Origin of the sequence: Polystyrenella longa, assembly GCF_007750395.1 — a bacterium.
Classification (GTDB): Bacteria; Planctomycetota; Planctomycetia; order Planctomycetales; family Planctomycetaceae; genus Polystyrenella; species Polystyrenella longa.
This window is the reverse complement of record NZ_CP036281.1, coordinates 5516387-5538659: the sequence shown is the minus strand read 5'-3', so window position 1 is coordinate 5538659 and position 22273 is coordinate 5516387. Positions and strand designations below refer to the sequence as shown.

Sequence of the window (22273 nt, the reverse complement as noted above, 5' to 3'; positions counted from 1 at the left end):
ATGAGGTGCGTTATGTCCACCAGCGTTTCCGAACTAAATGGTTCAACATCGACTCACACTTTCAGCAAGCGATTTCATGATCTACTGACACGTGACTTCTGCCCGCAAGTGAATAAATTTGTTTACTGGTTGAAGCATCCGCTGGCCTTGATTGGCGGAGGAATTTTGAGCGCTTTGTTGCTCGCGCTGTTCATGAATCAAACGGTATTCCTGGCGATGCTCGCCATGACAGTAGTGCTGCTAATCGCCATTGTCTGGCCGTTCATCACTGTGCGTGGACTCCGTGGTGATTTGACCATGGGAACGCGCCGGACACGAGTCGGACAGCGGGTTCAGGTCAGCCTGAAGTTGACCAACAAATGGCCATGGCCACTTTGGGGGTTGATGGTGTCCAAAGGCTTCTTCCCAGAATCCCAGAGGGTAAACGGCTTCTCTCTCACTCGGATGTCCGCCTGGACAACCGCTGAGTTCAGTTGGGAATTTTCGCCCGAGCAACGTGGAGTCTATCCGCTAGAAACGCCACAAATTGAAACCAGTTTTCCGTTGGGACTATTCACCTGCCGTTCCCCAATATCATGTCTTGGAGAATTGATCGTGTGGCCGGAAACGGTTCGTCTGGAAGGCCTTCCTGATTCAAGCTCACTCGATTTTCACGAACAGAATATGACTGATCGAAAAGCAGGAGACTTAGGAGACTTGATTGGAACGAGAGCCTTTCGTGAAGGAGATTCCCTGCGTCGAATTCATTGGGGCCAAACAGCACGAATGCAGTCGCTGATTGTGAACGAGCGGCAATCTCCCGCATCGGCTTCCGCAGAGGTGATTGTCGATATTTGTAGTTATCTAGAACGCTCTCCGGCGTGGGACCGGAAAGTGGAGGAAGTGCTTTCAATAGCGGCGAGCGTTGTGGAATCACTTGTTCGGCAGAACGCGTATGTTCTTTGTGACATGAGTGGAGAAATCTATCAGTTGGGAGGAAATCACCGGAATTACGAACGGTACATGGACGCTCTTGCGCGTGTTCCCTATGGAGGCATATCAGAAACGAACTCTTCGCAAGACTACTCTCGTTCCCGTCTTGGAACGGCAATTGTTATAACCACGGCTGAATCACCACTCATTGAATACATGAGCAAATCCAGGAATCATCATTCAACCTCTTGGATCGAAGTGGGAAGCCTCCCTTTAGAGCCAGTTGCAAACTCTGATTGTCGGAGTTCTGTTCAAAGCACCCGTTGGCAAGATGACTTGAGAGCTAACTGGCTAAGAAGGGGACATTGCCATGTTAACTAGCCAGTCGGAAGTCCCTCTGAAAGAACATCTCGGCTTGGGACTGATTTCGCTGTTAGCACTGGGGCAATACTCGCTGGTTGAGATAGAAGTGCGTACGCCTCTCTATTTGTTCGTTAGTTATCTCGTACAAACGGCGCTGCTTATTGGCGGAGTTGTCTTTTTTCGTCGGAAGCAGTTCTACCGTGGGGAACTACCCGCGTTGATGCCAGTAATCATTCTCACAGCAATTGTGTCGTTAGCAGCAGAGCCAATCTTGCGTTTGATTCCTAATGGAGGTTCATCCGTTGAAGTAGTGATGGTGCGTGCCTTTAAAAATGAATTGCTGTTGTTCACCATGATTTGCTGCTGGCGGCAATATCAACCATTGACGATTGCCATCAGCCTGTTTGTGTTTCTGTTCTCGATGGCCCTCAGTCCGACTTCTGGCCTTACGATTGTCCTGATGGGGCTTTACCTGTGCGCGTCAATAGTCTGGCTGATTACCCGGTACTTGAAACGTTACTCCGGAACAATTCACGCCACTCAACGTCAATACTCGCTGAAGCGATTTCTGGCTTTGGCGATTTTCCCTGTGTTAATCGTGATTGCTTTCGCCCCGTTCGCATCGGGAAGAACAATCTGGTCGCTACAAGGATTTTTCCCAACATCAGGAGGGGAAGGAGGACGAGATGAGTATTCTCTCAGTGGAATCGGAAATGGTGATGCATTAGTGCCAGGAAAGGAAAATGTGCAGTCATTCGCGCCGCTTGACGATGCTCCTTTCCGAGAAGATGACAAACCGAGTCTGTACGATTCCTTTAGTGAAGAATACGGCGAACCATTCAAGCCTAAGAATTCCGATCGCATGATTGCGATCCCACCCAATCGTACGGAAACACTGTTGCCTGAGTTGGTTGAAGAAATGAAAACGATGCAGCAATCCGGTCGACAGTTTTCAATGTTGCGTGACAAGGTAGGGCGTAAGCGGTCGGACGTAGAAAGTACGACTTCTAAGGCGATCTTTCACGTTGTCGGGCGCGTTCCGCTACATCTAAGAATGGAGACTTATGACTTTTATGACGGGAGCCAGTTAATTCCCGGTGACAATTCGACGAATTCGACCGAATACGTTCTCAACGAACATGACGAAATGCACTGGTTGGAGGCACTGGAAGATTGCGCCTTCAACTTCTTTTCTCCAGAAGAATCGCATGTTCTCAAAATCGTCGGAATCGATTCGAATATTATTCCGACACCTCTGCACTGGACAGGGATTGCCATTAAGGATCTCAACACCCGCAATTTCTACGTCGAGGGGCAGCACCGGGTAATGCACTTGGACCGGGATGCTCTCCCGGATCTCGTTCCGATACATGTGCGGTCCCGCGTTCTGGATGAGCGGAACTTCGATTCGGCACAGGTTCTGTATTCAGCGATCCGACAACGATATATCTCGATCCCTGATACGCCCGATATGTTACCCATCATCGAACTTGCGAATGAGAATACTGCGGAATGTACTCTCAAGCGAGAAAAAGTTGTCTCAATCCTGAACTACGTTCGAGACAACTATGACCATGTAGAAGAGAATTCATCCCCGATAATCGGCGATAAAGATTCGAAATCGCTTTCGATTACTCCTTTTTTATTCGAAACCAGAAAAGGGACGGATTACGAATTCGCCACGGCGACCATGCTATTACTGCGGTCACTCGATATTTCCTGCCGAGTCGTCAGTGGCTACTACGTCGATCCGGACAACTATGATAGAAGAAAAGATCACACGTCGGTTTACTCCCAGGACGTTCATTTCTGGTGCGAAGTCGATCTTGGAGGCAACACATGGCAGACACTCGAACCGACACCTGGGTATGAGAAACTGGGGCCGCCATTGCGATTATACGAGCGAATTGAACACGCATTCCTAGAAGTGATCAGTTGGTCAATCACGCATTGGATGGGAATCACAATGTCATTCGTTCTGACTTGCATGATTCTTTGGCAGCGTCACGCAGTGATGGCTCTCCTGGCCCTGTGGTACTGGAAGATGTGTTGCTTCTGGCTACGCATCGCGACTTCACGACCAGATAAAGTGTTGCTGCTCACTCGAGATCTATTAGACCGTCATCTGGCTTTAGTTGGTCATCGCCGTCCAGTTGGAGTTACTTTACGAAAGTGGCTTCTGGAATCGTATCTACTAAATGGACAAGAGCGAGAGCAACTATCGGACTTTATGTATTTGATTGACGAAACAATTTACGGAAGCCGAGGGAATTCTCCCGGGATGCTTCTGGACCCACTTCTTGTTTCGAAGGACATGATCCGTCATTTCTCATGGTCACGATTACGTCGTGGGTAAAGATGTCTAGCCTCAAGCAATGAAATAAACAATTCGCTCAAAGACCGATTGGAAGTAAATATCGATGACTATCACGTCTCCAACAACGAACGGACCTTTAATCGCCGTTGACGAACAACTCGAATTAATATCGCAACTGGAAGAAACACTGAATAAAGCGTTAAAAGGAAAAACGTCGGTAGTGCGAATGGTTCTGGTATGTCTTCTCAGTCGAGGCCATCTGCTAATCGAAGATAAACCGGGACTCGGTAAAACAACGTTGGCGAAAGCCCTGGCGGCCGCGATCTCTGGGCATTTTGCTCGAGTGCAATGCACCCCGGATTTATTGCCCAGCGATATTACCGGCTTTAATATCTTTAATCAGAAGGATCATTCGTTTGAGTTCCGAAAAGGCCCAGTGTTCTCGGATATCTGTCTTGCGGACGAGATCAACCGCGCGACTCCGCGAACCCAGAGTGCTCTGCTTGAGGCGATGGCTGAACGGCAGGTGACGATTGATACCCATTGCCATAAACTGCCTCCCCATTTCTTCGTTATTGCGACTCAGAACCCTTCGGAACAACACGGAACCTTTCCATTGCCAGAGGCTCAGTGTGATCGCTTTTCTATGAAGCTATCGATTGGATATCCAGGTCAAATCGATGAAGTTGCGATGTTAAACGCGGCTATCGCTAAAGGCGAAGGAGAAGATTCCACTTCTCGCCGGGACTCCCCCCTGGATCTCAAAACGCTTGCTGTGATTCAGAATCAGGTCGAGAAGATTGAGATGAAGAGTCTGTTGCTTGACTACATGGTCCGATTTGCTAAAGCGACTCGGGAGCATCCTGGATTGAATCTCGGGATTTCACCTCGTGGTTTACTGATCTGGCAACGGACGGCTCAGGCGACGGCATATCTTGCCCGGCGGTCCTACGTCATTCCTGAGGATCTGCAAGAGACCGCGTTGCCAGTGTTGTCAGTTCGTCTTGGGTTTGAATACGACGAAGGAGAGACGCTGCTGGAAGAGCTATTACGGACCGTCCCCCTTCCCGAGTTTGACCATAAATAATCTACCACTCTTGAATACCAATGTCGTTTAGAAGTCAGGTACCACTTTATGAGAGCTTATGCACAATCATCCGTTGTATTAATCGTCAGCGCTCAGGTTCTAATAATACTCGGGCTAACCGGTTGTCAGCCTTCGGAAACAAAGCCGAGTTCGCTACCGACCGATCTGAAGAAAGAAGATGATGATCACGGACATTCTCATGGTCCATCGTACAAACCCGAAACTTTCGCGAAGGCCGTTGCAGAAATCAAAAAACGACTAGAACACATTCATGTAGACCTGACTGGAGGCCATCTTGATCATGTTGAGGACGAAATTATCACACTGAGAGAATTCATCCATTGGCTGCCCGAACTCGCGGGGGATACCGATATGGCAGAAGGGGAATGGAATCAGGTACAGGCCGTCAGCCGAGAAATGCTGAAGAGCTGTGACAACGTGGATTTGAAGATAAAGCAGGGTTCACTCACTGTCGAAGATCTCTCCGATCTGGAATCACAATTGAACAAGCAGGTATTGCTGGTCCCATTCGCCGTCGATCGTCCGGCAGTATCTGTTCCTTTATCAACGAAGCCTGAAAAACCTAGTTCCAGGTAAACAGACTCATTCTTATTGTTGTTTCACTCTTTCTATTTGGATGCTCGTTATGTTGTTGATGATTATTTCCGGATTTATTGTTCGGTTCGTTCAGTGCCTGGCACAGGCTGCTCCCTTCATCCTGACTGGTTTGTTCGTAGCGGCAATTCTTCAACGAATGCTCGGTGCTGCACATACCCGAGCTTTATTTGGTGGGAACAGTCGTCGATCTCTGATACAAGCCTGGGGAATTGGCATGTTGCTTCCTGTATGTTCTTTAGGCGTCATTCCGATTGCTTCTCAAATGAAACGAGCAGGACTTGCCGGGGGGACTATTCTAGCCTTTGCTATGGCTGCTCCACTTTTTAATCCACTTTCCCTCCTGTACGGTCTGACGTTGTCTGAGCCAGTCGTCATCATTGCTTTTACCTTTTGCTCACTTGTATTGCTGACCATAACAGGCGGGTTGTATGATCGTTTCTTTAGTGAGACAAAAGAGAAACCAGAGCCCGAAGAAATGCTTGAGCCAGGTGTCAAACGGATTCTTTCAATTGGAATCTCTGCGGCCCGTGAGTCGGTGGGGCCTTCGCTAAAGTACATTGCTATAGGCTTGGTGGGAGTCGCATTGTTAGGGGCCTTCCTGCCGCATAACAGCTTGCAGAAGTCCATGAATTTCGACAATCCTTATGCTCCGCTACTAATGTCAGCGTTGGCTGTACCTGTATATGCGACACCGATGCTGGCGATGTCGCAACTCGGGATGATGTTTGCCCATGCCAACTCGGTGGGGGCCGCTTTCGTCCTGCTCACACTGGGGGCGGGATTAAATCTAGGCTTAGTTTACTGGATGATCAGGAATTTCAGTCTCCAGAAAACATTAGTGTGGTTCGCATTGCTATTAGTAATCGTTCTGGGGATCGCTTACGGAGTGGAGAGGCCTCTTTTCCCGGCAGACATAGACCCAGCCAATCACAGTCACGCTTTCGATATTTACGCTCAGCCATTTCATCTAGCTCCTTCTAATCCAATTCAGGCAATCAAAACCAAATGGGGACATGACATTCTACCTTACGAGTGGTACGCCCTCTCTATGCTCGGAGTCCTCATGACGTGCGGACTGGCGCTGAGAAAGGTTGAACAAACACATGACGTGGAGGTCTGGTTGCGGGTGAAGTCTGAGCGAGAGCAAGGCTCGAAACTCGATCGGCAAGTCTCTGCCCCTGTGCTTGGAATGGTTGCCATCGGCATGTTGATCTTATTCTCAATCGTAGGTTGTTTTGTCTACTATCCTCCCAAAGACGAAATCTTTGAGGAGATGCAGATTGCCCGAGCAGAAGTTCTCACTGCAGCCATGACAGGGGATGCACAACACGCCAGTTACTGGATCGAACTCCTCGACGACTGGAGTCGAAAGCTCGAAGTCAGTACCTATTTACGAGAATGGGAACTGAGTGACTACCGAGCGATGAAATCTCGACTCCTTCGTGAGCACCTGGAGATGCTGGAACATGCTGTTGAAGACGAAGAAAAAGACGAAATCGAGACTTACCGAATCAAAGTCAACAATGCTTACTCACGCATGAAACAATCGTACGAAGATCCACTCCTCTTAACGTCATACTAAGTCAGATATCCAATTCTCCAACATCTACTCTCGAATCCAACGTCACCACAATGTTCTATCGCCTGATTCTCTCCCTTGGTCTGCTGACTCCGTTTCTGCTTGGAAACGTGGGGATGCACGCGCTGAGTGATATCGGCGTGGCGAATTGCGTCGATCAAAATTCATCAGTCGAATATTCTTCTCGACAATACTGTTTGAGTAAGTGCAGGCATTGTCATTCGCATTCTCACAATCAGCCGGAAGAGCACTCGGATCGCAACCAATCAGAAAAGGAACCACACGATCCTGAGCATTGTTCCTTATGCCATCACTTTAGCCTGGCCACAAAGGTGGTGTCGCTCTTCACGCTTTCCCTCCTTCCTGAACTGATTGCGCCTGTTCACGTTGCTGAGTTAACGACTCCTTCTTCGCGAACAGTGACTCTCTTCTTACCACGCGGCCCACCGGCTGTCTGAGCCGCGTTTGACTTTTAGCGTCTCTTTCTCATTTTTGCGTGAAAGATCCGTCTCGAATTTCATGCCCCGCTGATCCCTCGCGCCAGTATTGATGCAGACCAATGCATTCAGATTTCGTGTGTTGAGGGTCTCTGACAGTCAACCCAGGTCGCTGACCAGGAGTAAACAATGAAACATCAAAAACGTACCGGATTCACTCTCATCGAATTACTAGTCGTGATTGCCATTATTACGGTATTAATTTCTCTTCTACTTCCAGCTGTACAACAGGCCCGGGAAGCTGGTCGACGAACACAGTGTCGCAACAATCTGAAGCAATTAGGAATAGCATTGCATTCCTATCACGACGTGCATCGCACCTTTCCCACAATGGCATCCGACTCGCTTTACGGATACTCGCCACAAGCGTTACTGCTCCCTTATTTTGAAGCCAAAAATCTGCATGACATTATCGACTTTGACGAACCTCTTTTCGGTGGATTGCCATGGGCCCCTATTCTGAATCCCAGTATGCGCGAGGCTGCCTCTACGGAACTGGCAGTACTAAAGTGCCCCAGCGATAGTGGGAATCCGATTGATGTCGATGACAATGGCGATATCTTTGCTGGAACGAACTATCTCCTCAACGGTGGTAGTGGAGATACCCTTGAGTACTGCTCCTCAGAGAACAACGGCCTATTCTGGCGTGGATGTGACCTCAGCTTTAAAGATCTTCGGGATGGAACAACCCAAACCGTGTTCGTTGCTGAAGGTCTATTCGGACGCCGGGGAGACGATACGTCTGTCCTGACCGACTCACAGCGTGAGATGAAACGGGTCAGCGGTGGTAGTCCCTGCTCGACAAATGCCTCTGATCTCGTAGTACTTCCAGCCACCCGCTACGAGGGACGACGCGCTGGCGGTTGGATTCGCGCGACGGGTTACAACATTCTTGTGAATGCATACTACTCACCGAACTCGAATGAACCTGATGTTGCGCATCATGGTGAAATTATCTCCGGACCACGTTCCAGTCATACCGGTGGTGTGAACACATTGTTCTGCGACGGGAGCGTCCATTTCATTGGAGATGGGGTTAACAACGACCTCCTTCGCAAACTATTTAATCGAAACGATGGCGAATACGTTGGAGGAATCGAGTAGAGCAACACTCATTATTCTTTTAAATTAAATCGAAGTCCTATCAGGAGAATCCCTGTGACAAATATTCATTCCAGAGTCTGTGTACGCGTATTCGCCATCTCATTTTCAATCTCTTATTTTGTAGTGATGTCTTCCTCTCTAAACGTACACGCTGCCGACTGGAATTCCTTTCGAAACGGAGGCAACTCGACGGCAGAAGGTAATTATCCGACGAGCTGGTCTCCCGATTCGGGAGTTGCATGGCAGCGGGAAACCCCAGGATACGGACAATCATGTCCTGTCATAAAGGATGATCATATTTTCGTAACGGCAGTTATAGGAAATCAGAAGGAAACCTGTTTAATTATCTGCTACCGCCTCGTCGACGGTGATGAGGTCTGGAAATATTCCCATGACGCGACTTCGACGGGGCCATCGACCTATATGATGAGTCGTGCGGCTCCAACTCCAATAGTCGACGATCGGGGAGTCTACGCATTCTTCGAAAACGGTGATGTGATGGGAGTTGATCATTCGGGTAACAAATTGTGGTCGCGTTCATTAACCCAGGAGTATGGAGCTTTCGATTCCCGTCATGGATTGGGGTCGTCACCTGCGCATAATGCAGATTCACTCTTTCTCAATGTTGAGCACGGAGGAGAATCTTATTTATTAGCCATCGATAAGCAAACCGGGGAGAATATGTGGAAAGCGGCGCGTCCTTCAGGTTCGTCCTGGACATCTCCAGTGGTTGCAGAAACGAAACAGGGGGAACAATTAGTCGTCAGCTCAAACGAAACCGTTTCTGGATTTGCCGCTGAGACTGGAAAACTACTCTGGTCACTGGAGGGCATCGCGGGAAACAGCGTCCCTTCGCCGCTCGTCCACGACAATCGCATTCTGATTGGTGCACGTGCGTCAGAATTTGGCTCCGCGTCCGCGGCTGCGAAGTCGAATTTATGTTTTGAGATTCCAGACAGTTCCAGTTCAGTTCCAGATATTATATGGAGAGCCCGAAAAGCGGTCTGTCATTATGCCAGTCCAGTCTACTGTGAAGGCTGTGCCTATTTCCTGAATGATGGTGGAATTCTTTATTGTCTCGACTGGGAAACAGGGGAAGAGCATTATGTGAAACGAATCGGCACCAGTTGCTGGACAACTCCTGTCGTCGTTGACGATCGCCTCTTCTTTTTCGGCAAAGATGGCCAGACCGTTATTATTCGGGGTGGTCCAAAGTACCAGTCAGAAAATGTCAGCCAACTATGGAATCCTGAAGAGCCTCCTGTGCCCGAAGAATACCAAGAGGCGGCTTCGGAGCAGTCTTCTGCAGACCAGTCCCCTGCAGATAGCGGACCAAGTCGATTCTTAAAACGCCTGCTTGGTGGCGACACCAATGACGATGGGCAATTGAGTCGAGAAGAACTTCCAGTGTCCATGCAGTCTTCCTTCGAAAAGACGGACCTGAATGCGGATGGTGTTCTTGACCAGGATGAGCTAGGGCAAATCGAAGTCGCATTTCGTAAGCGACGCGAGAACTCACGCAGTTCGAGTCGGGATCCGATTGTGTATGGTGTATCTGCAGCCAATGGTCGGTTTGTAGTTCGAACAGGGACGAGGTTGTTCTGTATTAGCGGAGACGAAACCCCATGAATTCAACACAAGTAAGTTCGTTATCCACACTTCTCATCGCATGCCTGTTCATGATATGTGGTTGTTCGGAACAATCGATGGAAAAACTGACCCCCGTAAATCAACCTCCGTTGACGTTTGTTGAAGGCGATTCGACTTGGACAAAAGAAAAGGAGATTCTTCCCGTGATGGAAGTTGAGCTAGCAACGATCGTAAATCATCGTCCGTCCCTTACAGACAATCCACGAATGACAGGAAATCCAGTTCTCTATTCTACGTCAGACGGAAGAATTCGTTTCTACTGGCTTACTATCGGGATCGGGGAAATGGAATGGTTGTATGTCGAATTCAACGAAGGTGGTTTCAACACTTCCGATGAAGGAACCGGTTGGGAAGACACGTCTGGCTGAACGACGAAGCCATTTCATTCTTGTACAAATTCTTCAAACATTGAACTCAGGTAAAAACACCCATGAGATATAATCTTATTACGTTATCACTCTCGGTCTCTGTCACTCTATCACTGCTCGCAGGTTGCACTGAAGCAGAGTCCTATCAGGAATATCAACTCGTTCAGGCCGAACAGGAAGAGACTTCTCAGGTCGTCTGTCGCCTATTCTTTCAGGATCATGATTCGTCTCAACTGAAATGGGCCGACTTGCGAGAAAGCTCGTCTTTTTTACTCTCCGAACCGGCCCCTGTTAAAGGGCTTCCTGAACTTGATAACACTCGGCAAAAACTGGTACAGATGGAGCGTATTGGTGACAAGGTAATAACAGGAGTTCGTGACGATCAAGATGGAGGATTTCAGAGTGGATGGATATTCCTGGAAACCGGAGTGGAAGAGGAAGCTCACGGCGATCATTCGCACTGGAGTTATGAGTCAGAACCACAGTTGCTGCATTCTCAAGTCGATGACCAGCAAGGAAATCCTGCCCACTTGTACCAATACGATGCCCGCTTCTATTTGGCCAATGATCGGAATAATGGATTTACTCGCATTGATCCGGCTCTCTGGATTGAAAGCGAACCCACTAAGAACATATCTGCGTTCCATGCAGGAGGAGGCAATCACATCACTCTTGCTGTTGCCAATAACTCCGTTGGCTATTCCACCTGGATCGATGGTGGCGGCCCAAACAAAGGCCGTGTCGATGTGGTACCGGTCTCGGACTCAGGGACAAAAGATGTCAGCTACTCGTTCAACTTAAGCAGCGGGGCAATCCATGGCGCGACGGTGGTAGAGAACAAAGTCTTCTTCGCTCCATCAGAGGGAATCTCCTGGGTTTCTGTAGATCCAAACCCCGAACAACCGAAGTTGATTGAAGAAATAAAAATTAACTCTATCGAGATAGGAACTGATCAGGAGACGAAGAAGCCTATGCGAACAGGAGCGTTTACTGTCAACCGTGACCGTGTTCTCTTTGTGAGTGGTTCAGGAAGGAGTACTTTGTTAGGAATTATCAACGCCACTAGTGACAATCCGAGTTTGACCAAGATCGACATACCGATGGACGTCAACACCACACCAACGACTCCTCAAGTGGTTAACTCAGTCTCTGGTCAACGTCTCGCATTTATTTTTCATGACAATAAAGGTGAAGAACAAGCGGATGAATTTATGACGATAGTCGAATTGGATCCAAACCAGGACTTCGACTATTCCGATGCCACCGTATTGTCGAGTATTAAGGTCGGACCAAGTGCCGTCGATGGGCATTATGGTCACCATGACATCGCGTTCGACAACTCCGGTCGCTATGCGCTTTGGTCGAATCCGGGAAACGGAAGTATCACCCTGTTTTCACTAAAGACACTCGAACCGATATCTGATTTCACTGTCGGTGGAAAACCGACGAAACTCATTGTGCATGGTGAGATGAATTCATCGCACTGACTGGCACTCTAAAGTTGTGATTGAAGTCCTGCGACAAACTCATCCGAGCTCAGAACTGCATAACTCACAGTCTTATTGGCGCACTGCCCGCATGTATTCTCAGATGGGTCGACAAGAAAGCTCGCCGCTCCAATCAACGTAACTGTTGCATCTGATCGCAACGACTGTCAGCGATACACCTTTCGCGAGTGCTACGGCTCCAAAGTAATCTTCCCCTGCACTTTGTCAATTGCTTATATGGAATCTGTGATGCAGCCCTGGCATCTATTGGTATTCGCTCTGGCAAGTTGGGTGAATCGCGAACAGCAATTGGCGATTGAATACCTCAAGACCGATAATAGTATCTTACGCGATAAACTCGGTAAGAAATGGGGCCTGCTGAATGACGATGAGCGTCGCCGCTTGGCGTCAAAGGAAAGCAGCTTGGCCGGAAGTTACTAAGTGAACTCGGCGCGATCTTCACTCCCGATACCATTCTCCGCTGGCACCGGGAGTTGATTGCCCGGAAATGGGACTACTCGTCGAAGAAGAAACAAGTTGGGAGACCTCGTATTCGAACGGAGATCGTCGAACAGATCCTGCGGTTCGCGAAAAAGAATCCCATGTGGGGAGCTGATCGAATTCAGGGTGCTTTGTCCAATGTCGGTTATCACATCACCGATACCACCGTTAGGAATGTGTTGAAGGCGAACGGTATCGAGCCTGCCCCCGACCGTCCCGCTTCAATGTCCTGGGAGACGTTCCTGAAAGCTCATTGGGAGACCATCTTCGCTGTCGACTTCACCTCGGTAGAAGTCTGGACGAAGACCGGTCTGACGACTTTTTACGTCATGGTGGTGATGGAACTGAAATCAAGGCAAGTCGAGACCGCAGGCATCACAACGAATCCCAACACACAATGGGTAACTCAAGTTGGACGTAACCTGACGGGCGACGATGGCTTCCTGGAAAGCGCGTCCCATCTGATTCTTGATCGCGATACTTGTTTCCAGCCGCTGCGATCTTTTCTGAAGAACCAGACTGAAATCGAACCGGTGCTACTTCCGCCGAAAAGTCCGAACATGAATGCGTATCTCGAACGCTTTATGAGAAGTCTGAAATCGGAGTGCCTGAGAAAGATGATCTTCTTCGGTCAGCACTCACTCGAACGAACGCTGAAAGAATACGTTGCCCATTACCATTCTGAGCGGAATCATCAGGGACTCGACAATCAGCTGATTGATCCTGATAAAGACGTTGGATGCGTCGCCGGCAAGATCGAATGCAGAGAACGCCTCGGAGGGCTGCTCAAGTATTACTACCGCGACGCAGCTTGAATCAGCCTCGAATCGATGTCGGTCCTCGTGTTGTGATTCCGCGCTACCGTTGCGCTCGGAAGTACGATATTGCCTCAACTCCGACAATCAGCTACGGGCAGTGAAATCAATCTCGTCCGAAAACCATCGCTCGTCTGCAACACAACCACTTGGAATCACTCGGTTTTGATGTCGTCTGAATAAATTTACGATACGGGATTAGCAATACACGGCTGACCTCAATTCAGCCTCTCTTGAGCATCGCATAACCCTTTAAACGCTTTACAGGTCGTGTTTCCGAAAAATGGCTTTCGGCCTGGAAAGTGTGTTTATTTCGCGCTTAGGTAACATTTCAGGTAACACCTGATTGATAGTTGGCTTTTTCTGACCAGCGGACAACAGTGAATTCATTCTATCTTTCGATATTGTCTTCCCTGATTAATCGAGCACCTCGTCTAATCCCTCTGCGAACACAGCATCGCTCATCGATGAAAGCGCCAACGCTGAGATCGGTTCATCGAAGGTGAGTTGGCGGGTGAAGACGCCGGCAGAGTCGCCGTCACCGTAACCGCTCCAAATGACGAGGAAACTCTCTCCTTCGGAGTTCGGACGCTGGATCACCGTCGGATTCCATTGGCGGTTGTCAAGAACCTGGTTCACCACCTGGGTGGTGCTGATCGCGATGTCGTTTTCATCGAACCGGCGGAGTTTGATGTCGTAATCAATGCCGGTGTTCTGATGTGACCAGACGACGACGTAATCCCCTCCGATGAAGTCCGCGATCACAGAAGGAGTGACCTGATTAGCTGAGGTTTCTGTGTTGACGAGGACTTCCAAACCAGTCAAGGCTCCCGCCGAGGTGAGTCTTCTGGTAAAGATCCCGACGGTATCTCCCGTTCCTTCGCCACTCCAGGTGACGATAAAGTCCCCCGTCGCTGTTTGTGTGACGCGAGCGGATTCCTGTGCACCGGTTGTGGTTTCGTTGACGAGGACTTCACCCGTCAAGGCTGTCCCCGCGTTGTCGAACCTGCGGAAGAACACACCACTGGTATCCCCTGCTCCTTCCCCGTGCCAGACAACAGCAAAGCCACCGGCGCTGTCTGCCGTCAGTGAAGGATCGAGTTGCGCCCCGGTCGTGGTGACATTGACCCGGAACTCCGGTGCCGCTAGGTTTCCGGAAGCATTAAAGATTCGGGCGAAGACCCCGTTGGTATCTCCTGATCCCTTTCCGGTCCAGGTAACGACGAAACTACCATCACTGAGATACGCCACATCGGGCAGGGACTGGTTGGAGAGTGTTTCGCTGTTGATGACGAACTCCGTCCCATCCAGGAGACCACTCGCGAGGAAGCGTTGTCCATGGATCTCCCAGTTCACTCCGGCACCGGAATCGGAGTCGGTCTGCCAGACGATGACAAACTTGCCGTTATCCAACATCGCGACGGAAGGATTCAGCTGATCCTGATCTGTAGTCGTGCTCACGAGGAACGGGCCACCCACTTTACTGCCATCCGCGCGGTACAGCTGGGCAAAGACACCGGAACCGCTGCCATACCCTTCGTCACTCCACCAGGTGGTGATATACCGACCGTCGTCAGCGGCCGCGGCTGCGTGTTGTCCGACAACTCCCGTCCGTTGTTGCCCTTTCGTGGAAGAACTGACGAGCGTTTCTGATGTTACCGGTATGAGGCTGGCATCGAGTGCCCGGGTGAAGACGCCGGCATTGTCTCCATCACCATGTCCACTCCAGGCAAGGACGTATTGATCACCCACTGAAGTCGGACGCTGAGTGATCGTCGGATTCCACTGCCGGTTGTCGAGGACTTGATTGACGGTCTGCTCGTCCCAGGTGGCGGAATCACTTCCGTCGAATTGACGCAGCTTGATGTCATAGTCAATCCCCGTGTTTTGATGCGACCAGGCCACAAGATATCCGTTGGTAGTGAGATCACTTGTGATGGACGGAGTAATCTGACTCCCGGCAGTGGACTGATTCACCAGAATCTCGTTCCCGGTTACTCCCCCGGAAGGAGACAATCGGCGGGTGAAGATGCCTTCGCTGTCCCCGGTTCCTTCCCCGCTCCAAGCGACAATGAAGTCCCCGTTGTTGGCTTGGGTAACGGAGGCTGTCTGCTGGATACCCGTCGTCGTCTGGTTCACCAGGACTTCACTCGTCAGCGGCGAACCGGTATTGTCATACCGGCGGAAGAAGACACCATCACTATCACCCGTTCCGTTTCCATGCCAGACGACGGCGAAGCCACCGGCACTGTCGGAGGTGAGTGACGGATTGACCTGCGCCCCGGTCGTGGTTTCGTTAACCTGAAACTCAGTCCCCAGGGGATTGCCACTGGTATCAAAGATGCGGGCGAAGACCCCATTGGCATCCCCCGATCCGTTCCCGGTCCAAGTGGCGACGAAGTTCCCGTTGGTAAGGTATACGACATCGGCCAGCGATTGATTCGAGGTCAATTCGCTGTTGATGACCACCTCAGAACCATCCAGGAGTCCACTGGCGAGATATCGCTGGGCGTGAATGTCCCAATTAGTCCCTGCCCCAAGGTCAGAGTTCGACTGCCAGACGATGACAAACTTTCCGTTGTCCTGCATCGCGACGGAGGGGTGTAGTTGATCTCCCTCGGTCGTGGTACTGACGAGGAACGGACCGCCGACCTTACTTCCATCAGCCCGATACAGCTGTGCAAAGACGCCAGAACCATCGCCGTCTCCCTCGTCGCTCCACCAAGTTGTGACATAGCGGCCATCGGCAGCCGATGCGACTGACCGCTGGCCAGCAACCCCCGTACGCTGTTGACCTTGGGTGGAGTAGCTGATGAGAGTTTCGGGGGTTTTGTACGTAACCTGTGCGGCAGTATTATTGATATTCTCAAAGTAATGGAGTTTCCCGGTAGAACCTTCGAACACGAACGCATCTAGGTCACCATCTTGATCAACATCACCCAATCGAGAACGCCATCCCCCACTCTCATATGGTGGGGGTGTACTGTATAAAGAGGAAATAACTCCTACGGAGAAAATACCTGATCCATCGTTTATCCAAGTCTGAATCGTAGGTGCCGTACCAAAAGTCGAGAAAAATGCATCGAGGTCGCCATCTCCATCCAAATCACCGACTTGGAGTCCTTCTATTCCGCCCTGCCCACCTTCAGACGTGTAAGTTCGTTGTCCAGAATAACTGAAATTGCCGGTTCCATCGTTATTCCAGAGTTCCACATGGTTAACGCCGACGTTTAACAGTAAATCGAGGTCACCATCTTGGTCGAAATCTCCTTTCTCGACGTTCCAGTGTGACTTATCTCCGAATGTTTCGCTCGATTTGAAGAAAACTACAAAGCCATCATTCAACCATAATTCACTCGTAACTCCAGCCTTCAGGTTGGAAAGTATAAAGTCAAGATCCCCATCCCCATCGAAGTCTCCGATTGTGGTATCCCAAGTGAAATCATCTTCACTTTGCATCGGTAACGGAATGACTTGGGAGAAATTACCAGTCCCGTCGTTGAGCAGAATGTAATTCTCACCTGTTCCACCATACTCAGTCTTCGATCCTCTCTGGTCGGTAACCACCAGGTCAAGATCACCATCACCATCTAGATCCCCTGCTTCAACTTCGTTTGATTGCAGGCCACCGATTCCGGGGATGGGAATGCCTGACGCAGTAAAATCACCGGCACCATCGTTCAGGTAAACCGCTTGGACATTGGCGACGATGACCACCACATCGAGGTAGCCATCGGTGTTGAAATCCCCGATCTCAGGGGCCGCCGCATCGTGTGGTTGAAAACTCTGATAAGCGAGATTTTGACCAGAGTTGACGAGCCCTTCGGAGGCAGAATCATAAAACCAAATTTGGTGATAACCGTAATAATCTACGCCATCCCAGAATTCCAAGGAAAGTACCGCATCGTTGTATCCATCGTTATTCAGGTCGCCGAATGCAATGTCATTGATGTATTCGCCGCTTGAACCTGGTACAGCGACCGAGATCACGGAGCCTTCTTTGAACTCCGCCTTGCTTACCGCTGTTGGACTGGTAACGGAATCGATTTCGTAGTCGCTGTTATTAGATGGATCGGTTTCGCTTACTCCGCCTGGGACCGTGACAGTCGCTTCATTCTTCAAGAAGCGGCCTATGTCATCCCCCACCCGCCCCCCAACTGTGTAGGTAATAGTGCCTCCGACCGGAATAGCGACCAACTCGTCGATCTCCCCTATACCACTGCTCGTTCCAGCAGCTCCCGCGGTGAACTGCGCAGACCAGGTCACAGCATCGACCTGACCGGAGAATAGATCTACCACTCTTGCATCGATAACATTCGTTGGCCCCTGATTGATAACAGTAATTGTGTACCCGATCACTTCGCCCTCAACAACCGATTGCGGAGTGGAAGTTGTGTCGATGCAGAGGTCAGTTCCCTCCACTACTTCAGAGGAAATCTCTTGCGGTAGAAGTTGTCCGACCGCCGAAAGCAAAACCCGGGGTTCCAAATTCTCAAGTCCAGCATGTACCGGGGCGGAATGATTGTGGCGCCGCCGCATGGAAACACATTTGCTTTGAAAGGCTGCTAGCCAGTGGTTCGATGTCATAGCCCGGTTATTTCTGAAAGGAGTTGTGGTAGCGCGGCTGAATTGGATTTTGCTAAGGATGTTGGCGAATTCTCGTGCCTGTCCAGCAGCAAACATCAAAAGAAAAAGCCCCTCCGCCTTTAAGACGCTATTTATCCCAAAATGCTACTTGAAAAATTGGCCGCTTCTGGAATATTCTGATTTGTCATGGATTCGAGGTAGTTGATTTATCTCTAAACGCATGACTACTATGAGTGTTCTTATTCTAGGTGAAAGAAGCAACTCGCGTTCTCTGTGTTCTAATTATTTTCCCGAGCTCCAGTTTTTCGTGTCTGTAATGGCTGTTGTTAGCATCAACAGTAGAGAGTGAAGACTTTATGTCTCAATTTGTTTCATCCGAGTCTTCTGAGCCTGTTTTTGATATTCCGCTCGGTAACAGCGAGATGGAAGGTTCCGAAAGTAGCGAACCACTGCTTGAGTATTATCGGAATTACTTGCTTAAAATAGCAAATCGAAAGCTGGACCGTGATTTGTCGGTGAAGGTACCGGCTTCGGATATTGTTCAGAATACGCTTGCTAACGCCTATCTGAATTACGATCAGTTCAGAGGGGAAACCAAATTTCGACTGTTAGGATGGCTCAGGACCATTCTTGAGAATGAACTGGCTACGACAAAACGTCGATTTATAACTGCCCGTAAACGGGACATAGGTAAGGAAGTTTCATTATATGGTAATACTGCTTGTGGCACTCGGAATGTGGGAGAAATCGAAGATTCACTCACACCGAGCCAACCAGTCCTGCGAGAGGAAACGCGGCTTCTTTATGAGACAGCAATGGATCGTATTCCGATACACTATCGGCAAGTAATACAATTGCGCAGTCTGGATGATCGGTCTTTTAATGATGTCGCTGAAATGATTGGAAAGTCAGTCGGGGCGACTCAAAAACTATGGGCACGAGCGATCGAAGAACTAAGACTGGAACTTTTAAAAAGCGATCCACGCTATTATGAGCGACTATGACGACTCATTTCTCAAATCACTGGTATCGTACCAAGAGCAGTTGAATTCGGCTGACGCTGTTGAACGTACCAAAATTGGAGAGGATTGCTCCTTGCCCCTTGAGGCACTGCAGAAGCTTGCCGAAAACCAGCAATGTCTTGACTTCATCGACAAAATTCGCAGGATGGTTGCCTACCAGTCCCCACATGAGGTAACAGAGCTATTACCGACGACTATTGGTAAGTTTCAGGTTCTCTCTCAATTAGGAATGGGCGGGTTCGGAATCGTGTTTCACGCGAAGGATCCGGACAACAATCGGTCGGTGGCTATTAAAATTCCTCGTCCTGAAATCTTGATGTCGGAAGATCATGTCCGCCGGTTTCGCAACGAAGCCCGCACGGCCGCTCAGTTGGATCATCCCAATATCGTTCAGGTTTTTGATAGTGGTGCTGAGGGCGTCGTACCCTATATTGTGATGCCTTACGTCACAGGCGGAAATTTGGCGATTTGGCGCGATCAACAGCGGAAAATCGCCCCGCGTGAGGCGGCCGAGATCGTCATGCATTTAGCCCGGGGAATGGCACATGCCCATAGCCGGGGAATTTTGCACAGAGACATTAAGCCGTCGAATGTTTTACTGGAACCTGTCGGCGAAATGAAAAATGGCTCTTTTCTTAAATTCATTCCTAAACTGACTGATTTCGGTTTGGCGAAACAGGAAAACTCGGAAGAAGATTTGACTCGCTCAGGTTTGACCCCGGGAACATCGAGTTATATGTCGCCGGAACAGGTGCTGGGCAGCAGCAAAGACGTAACCGCGAAATCGGATATCTTCAGTCTGAGCATTATTCTCTACGAATTGCTGTCAGGAACACACCCTTTCCGCTCCCATTCCGAATCGGAAACCCTTAATAATCTCAATCTCACGGAACTAATTCCTTCTCGTCAGTATCGACTGTCCGTTCCCCGGGATCTTCAGGCGATATGTCTCAAAGGACTCGAGAAAAAACCAGAACAGCGTTATCGATCGGCAGATGAACTGGCCGACGACTTAGAGCGTTTTTTAGATGGTCGAACTGTGCTGGCTCGGCCTGCGAATCTCTTAAAAAAAACCCTCAAATGGGGAAAACGCCACCCCTTGCTGGCAATGGCTTCCACGATCTTGAGCGTCAGCCTCTGTCTCCTGATCTGCGTGACATTCTATTACAACAATAAATTGCAGATATTGCTGGTCCAATCAGAACGAGGTCGGGTAACGGTTGAAAAGCAGTCGTTCGCTATTCGTCAAAGATCATGCATGACGGATACGCGTCTGGCTCAGTCGGCCTGGTCTCAGGGCAATACCAAACAAGCACTGAGGCTACTAAAGCGGCACTTTCCCGGTAAAGGTGAAAAGGATGTCCGTAGTTTTGCATGGTGGCATTTATGGAAGGAATTTAACGATACTACTCGTATTCTCGGGGAGCATGCAGATCAAATTACTAGTGTCGCTCCCCACCCGTCTGGTCACTTGGTCGCATCCTCCTGCAGAGATGGAGTGATTAAGATCTGGGACCTTGAAAGCCTGGATAAAGTTTCCTCTCTTCGTGGACATGAATCAGGAAGCATCAATTGCGTAGTATTCTCACCGTCAGGCGATTCATTGGTCTCTGTCGGTGACGATTCCGCTATTTGTTTCTGGGATACTCTCGACTGGTCTCTCAGGAAACAGATCCACCTTGATGGAGGAAAGATAAATAGAGCTTCTTTTTCAGCTGACGGTGATTTACTGGCCGTCGCAGGTGTTGACTCTGTCATTCATATTCGAGCGGCTTCAACGGGAGAACCTCTGCAAACATTAGACGGGCATCAGAAGGAAATCAGTGACCTGACATTTCACCCCACTGAAAGAATCCTCGCCTCCACTTCTAAGGATGGAACGATTCGAGTCTGGGACTTCAGGGCTGGTGAGAAACCGAAGCAATTTGTAATTCAGGTGCCGAGACCTGAAAACTGGTGTCGTTCTCTGGCTTTTTCACCAGTTGGCGATCGATTAGCGGGTGGGTCGATCATGAACGATACGTTCGTCTGGTCCACGGCCGACGGAGACATGGGAGAACTGATTGATGCGGAAAAACAATATCCCAACGCAAGATCGCTCTGCTGGCCTGCGGCAAATCGTCTATATAAAGCAGACATAACCGGTAGTGTGACAGAATTCCAGATAGCTGATCGCGCTCTTCGAAAAACCAAAAAGATCCTGCTCGACGAAGAGATTTTTGTGGGACGTACATCGACAAGGCATAGTCAGGCTATCAATTCGCTGCATAAGGTACCCCATTCGTCCTTTTTTGTAAGCGGCTCGGAGGATCGAACTATACGGTTGTGGAAGGTTCTTCAGTCGCTGGAGCTAGTTCCGGCCGATTTGCGGGATCAGGAACCGTTTAAGACGGCGTCGCATCGGGAATTCAACAGGATGTATTGGACTCCTTCCAAGTTATTCATCATGACCCATGAGGGGGTTCGGAATGATATCGGCTGGGATTCGGAAGATAGCTTTCTCCATGTGTTTTCAAAAATCGAGGAGCCCGTACAGCATCGATTAACAATGCCTTCTGGCCAGGATATCGCTGTTTCTCCCAGCGGTGGCAAATTGATACAGGCTTATCACGAAGGCCGGTTAACGCTGATGAATACCCACACACGGAAACAGGACTGGGAAAGATCGCTGCCCCCCTTTCTTCATCCGGACTATATACATGGAGTTCCGGTCATCAACAATCTAGAGACTCACTTCATTCTTGCGTGGGGTAGCGACCTGTATTTTGGAGATTTGCGAACCGGTGAAATGGAAGAACCGCTCAAAAATGAGTATTTCACGCCCTCTGTCATTTTCGTAAACGAAGAATCTGGGCCATTGAATGCTATCTCCGGAGATGACCGGGGCAATGTACATCTCTGGAATTTGGAGGGGGGGGGAATAAAAAAGAGACTTTGGACAAGCCTCGGATCGAGCATCAACTCGCTCAGCCTGTCACCAAGTCGCCAACGTTTGGCGATAGGTCTCTCTAACGGATCAGCGGTTGTCTTTCTTTACCCTGAAATGGAAAAGATCGCTGAGTTTTCCCATGAAGATGTTGTCACAAAAATGGAATTTTGTAACCAGGATCGCATTCTCGTATCGTCTTCAGTCCGAACCCACTTCTGGGATCTGGAAAATGAAAGTGAGCTGCTCTGCTTTCCTGAACCGGTATCTTTGCATTGGGAAAATACACATGAAGAGCTATTTACCCGCTGCTCGGGGCCATTTGCCGTCAGCCCGGATCGAGATCGGGTGGCGGTGATCCTGCAAGGGGAAATGCGACTTATTGATCTGAGCCCTCCATCAGAACAGGCACGATAGGTTTTTGGGGATATTAGAGAAAA

14 protein-coding genes are annotated in these 22273 nt (G+C 49.5%); 13 read left to right on the top strand and 1 reads right to left on the bottom strand.

Annotated features, from left to right (window positions below; genetic code table 11):
• Positions 1-12 precede the first annotated feature (12 nt).
• From Pla110_RS20310 to Pla110_RS20260, 11 genes are all read left to right on the top strand, one after another.
• Positions 13-1293: a DUF58 domain-containing protein gene (locus tag Pla110_RS20310; protein ID WP_197440336.1), complete on the top strand. Its 1281-nt coding sequence runs from the start codon at positions 13-15 to the stop codon at positions 1291-1293.
• The gene (locus Pla110_RS20305) at positions 1283-3631 is read left to right on the top strand and encodes a transglutaminase domain-containing protein (protein ID WP_144998672.1); all 2349 of its coding nucleotides are present in this window, start codon (positions 1283-1285) and stop codon (positions 3629-3631) included. The genes Pla110_RS20310 and Pla110_RS20305 overlap by 11 nt, the downstream gene beginning before the upstream one ends.
• Positions 3632-3695: 64 nt before the next feature.
• Positions 3696-4679, top strand: coding sequence for an AAA family ATPase (locus Pla110_RS20300; protein ID WP_144998670.1), 984 nt, complete (start codon positions 3696-3698; stop codon positions 4677-4679).
• 48 nt (positions 4680-4727) lie between these two features.
• Positions 4728-5276 carry a hypothetical protein gene (locus Pla110_RS20295; protein ID WP_144998668.1) on the top strand — a complete coding sequence of 183 codons (549 nt, stop codon included), beginning with the start codon at positions 4728-4730 and terminating at the stop codon, positions 5274-5276.
• A 49-nt stretch (positions 5277-5325) separates the two neighbouring features.
• Positions 5326-6879 (top strand): permease, encoded by a 1554-nt coding sequence (locus Pla110_RS20290; protein WP_197440335.1) that lies wholly within the window; start codon positions 5326-5328, stop codon positions 6877-6879.
• A gap of 623 nt (positions 6880-7502) precedes the next feature.
• Positions 7503-8477, top strand: a complete 975-nt coding sequence (locus Pla110_RS20285; RefSeq protein WP_144998664.1) for a DUF1559 domain-containing protein — start codon at positions 7503-7505, stop codon at positions 8475-8477.
• Positions 8478-8603: 126 nt separating this feature from the next.
• Positions 8604-10106 carry an outer membrane protein assembly factor BamB family protein gene (locus Pla110_RS20280; protein ID WP_144998663.1) on the top strand — a complete coding sequence of 501 codons (1503 nt, stop codon included), beginning with the start codon at positions 8604-8606 and terminating at the stop codon, positions 10104-10106.
• A gap of 77 nt (positions 10107-10183) precedes the next feature.
• Complete coding sequence (locus Pla110_RS20275; RefSeq protein WP_144998661.1) at positions 10184-10495, top strand: hypothetical protein; 312 nt, start codon at positions 10184-10186, stop codon at positions 10493-10495.
• Positions 10496-10557: 62 nt separating this feature from the next.
• Complete coding sequence (locus tag Pla110_RS20270; RefSeq protein WP_144998659.1) at positions 10558-11982, top strand: YncE family protein; 1425 nt, start codon at positions 10558-10560, stop codon at positions 11980-11982.
• Positions 11983-12231: 249 nt separating this feature from the next.
• On the top strand, positions 12232-12423 hold the full coding sequence (locus Pla110_RS20265) for an HMG-box domain-containing protein (RefSeq protein WP_144998657.1): 192 nt from the start codon (positions 12232-12234) through the stop codon (positions 12421-12423).
• A 161-nt stretch (positions 12424-12584) separates the two neighbouring features.
• Positions 12585-13298, top strand: a complete 714-nt coding sequence (locus Pla110_RS20260) for an integrase core domain-containing protein (RefSeq protein ID WP_197440708.1) — start codon at positions 12585-12587, stop codon at positions 13296-13298.
• 417 nt (positions 13299-13715) lie between these two features.
• On the opposite strand, the gene Pla110_RS20255 is transcribed toward Pla110_RS20260, so the two are convergent.
• Positions 13716-17885, bottom strand: coding sequence for an FG-GAP-like repeat-containing protein (locus Pla110_RS20255; RefSeq protein WP_197440334.1), 4170 nt, complete (start codon positions 17883-17885; stop codon positions 13716-13718).
• A gap of 356 nt (positions 17886-18241) precedes the next feature.
• Between Pla110_RS20255 and Pla110_RS20250 the strand changes: the two genes are divergently transcribed.
• Together Pla110_RS20250 and Pla110_RS20245 are read left to right on the top strand one after the other, a co-directional pair.
• On the top strand, positions 18242-18889 hold the full coding sequence (locus Pla110_RS20250) for a sigma-70 family RNA polymerase sigma factor (RefSeq protein WP_144998651.1): 648 nt from the start codon (positions 18242-18244) through the stop codon (positions 18887-18889).
• Complete coding sequence (locus Pla110_RS20245) at positions 18876-22250, top strand: protein kinase domain-containing protein (RefSeq protein WP_144998649.1); 3375 nt, start codon at positions 18876-18878, stop codon at positions 22248-22250. The genes Pla110_RS20250 and Pla110_RS20245 overlap by 14 nt, the downstream gene beginning before the upstream one ends.
• Positions 22251-22273 lie beyond the last annotated feature (23 nt).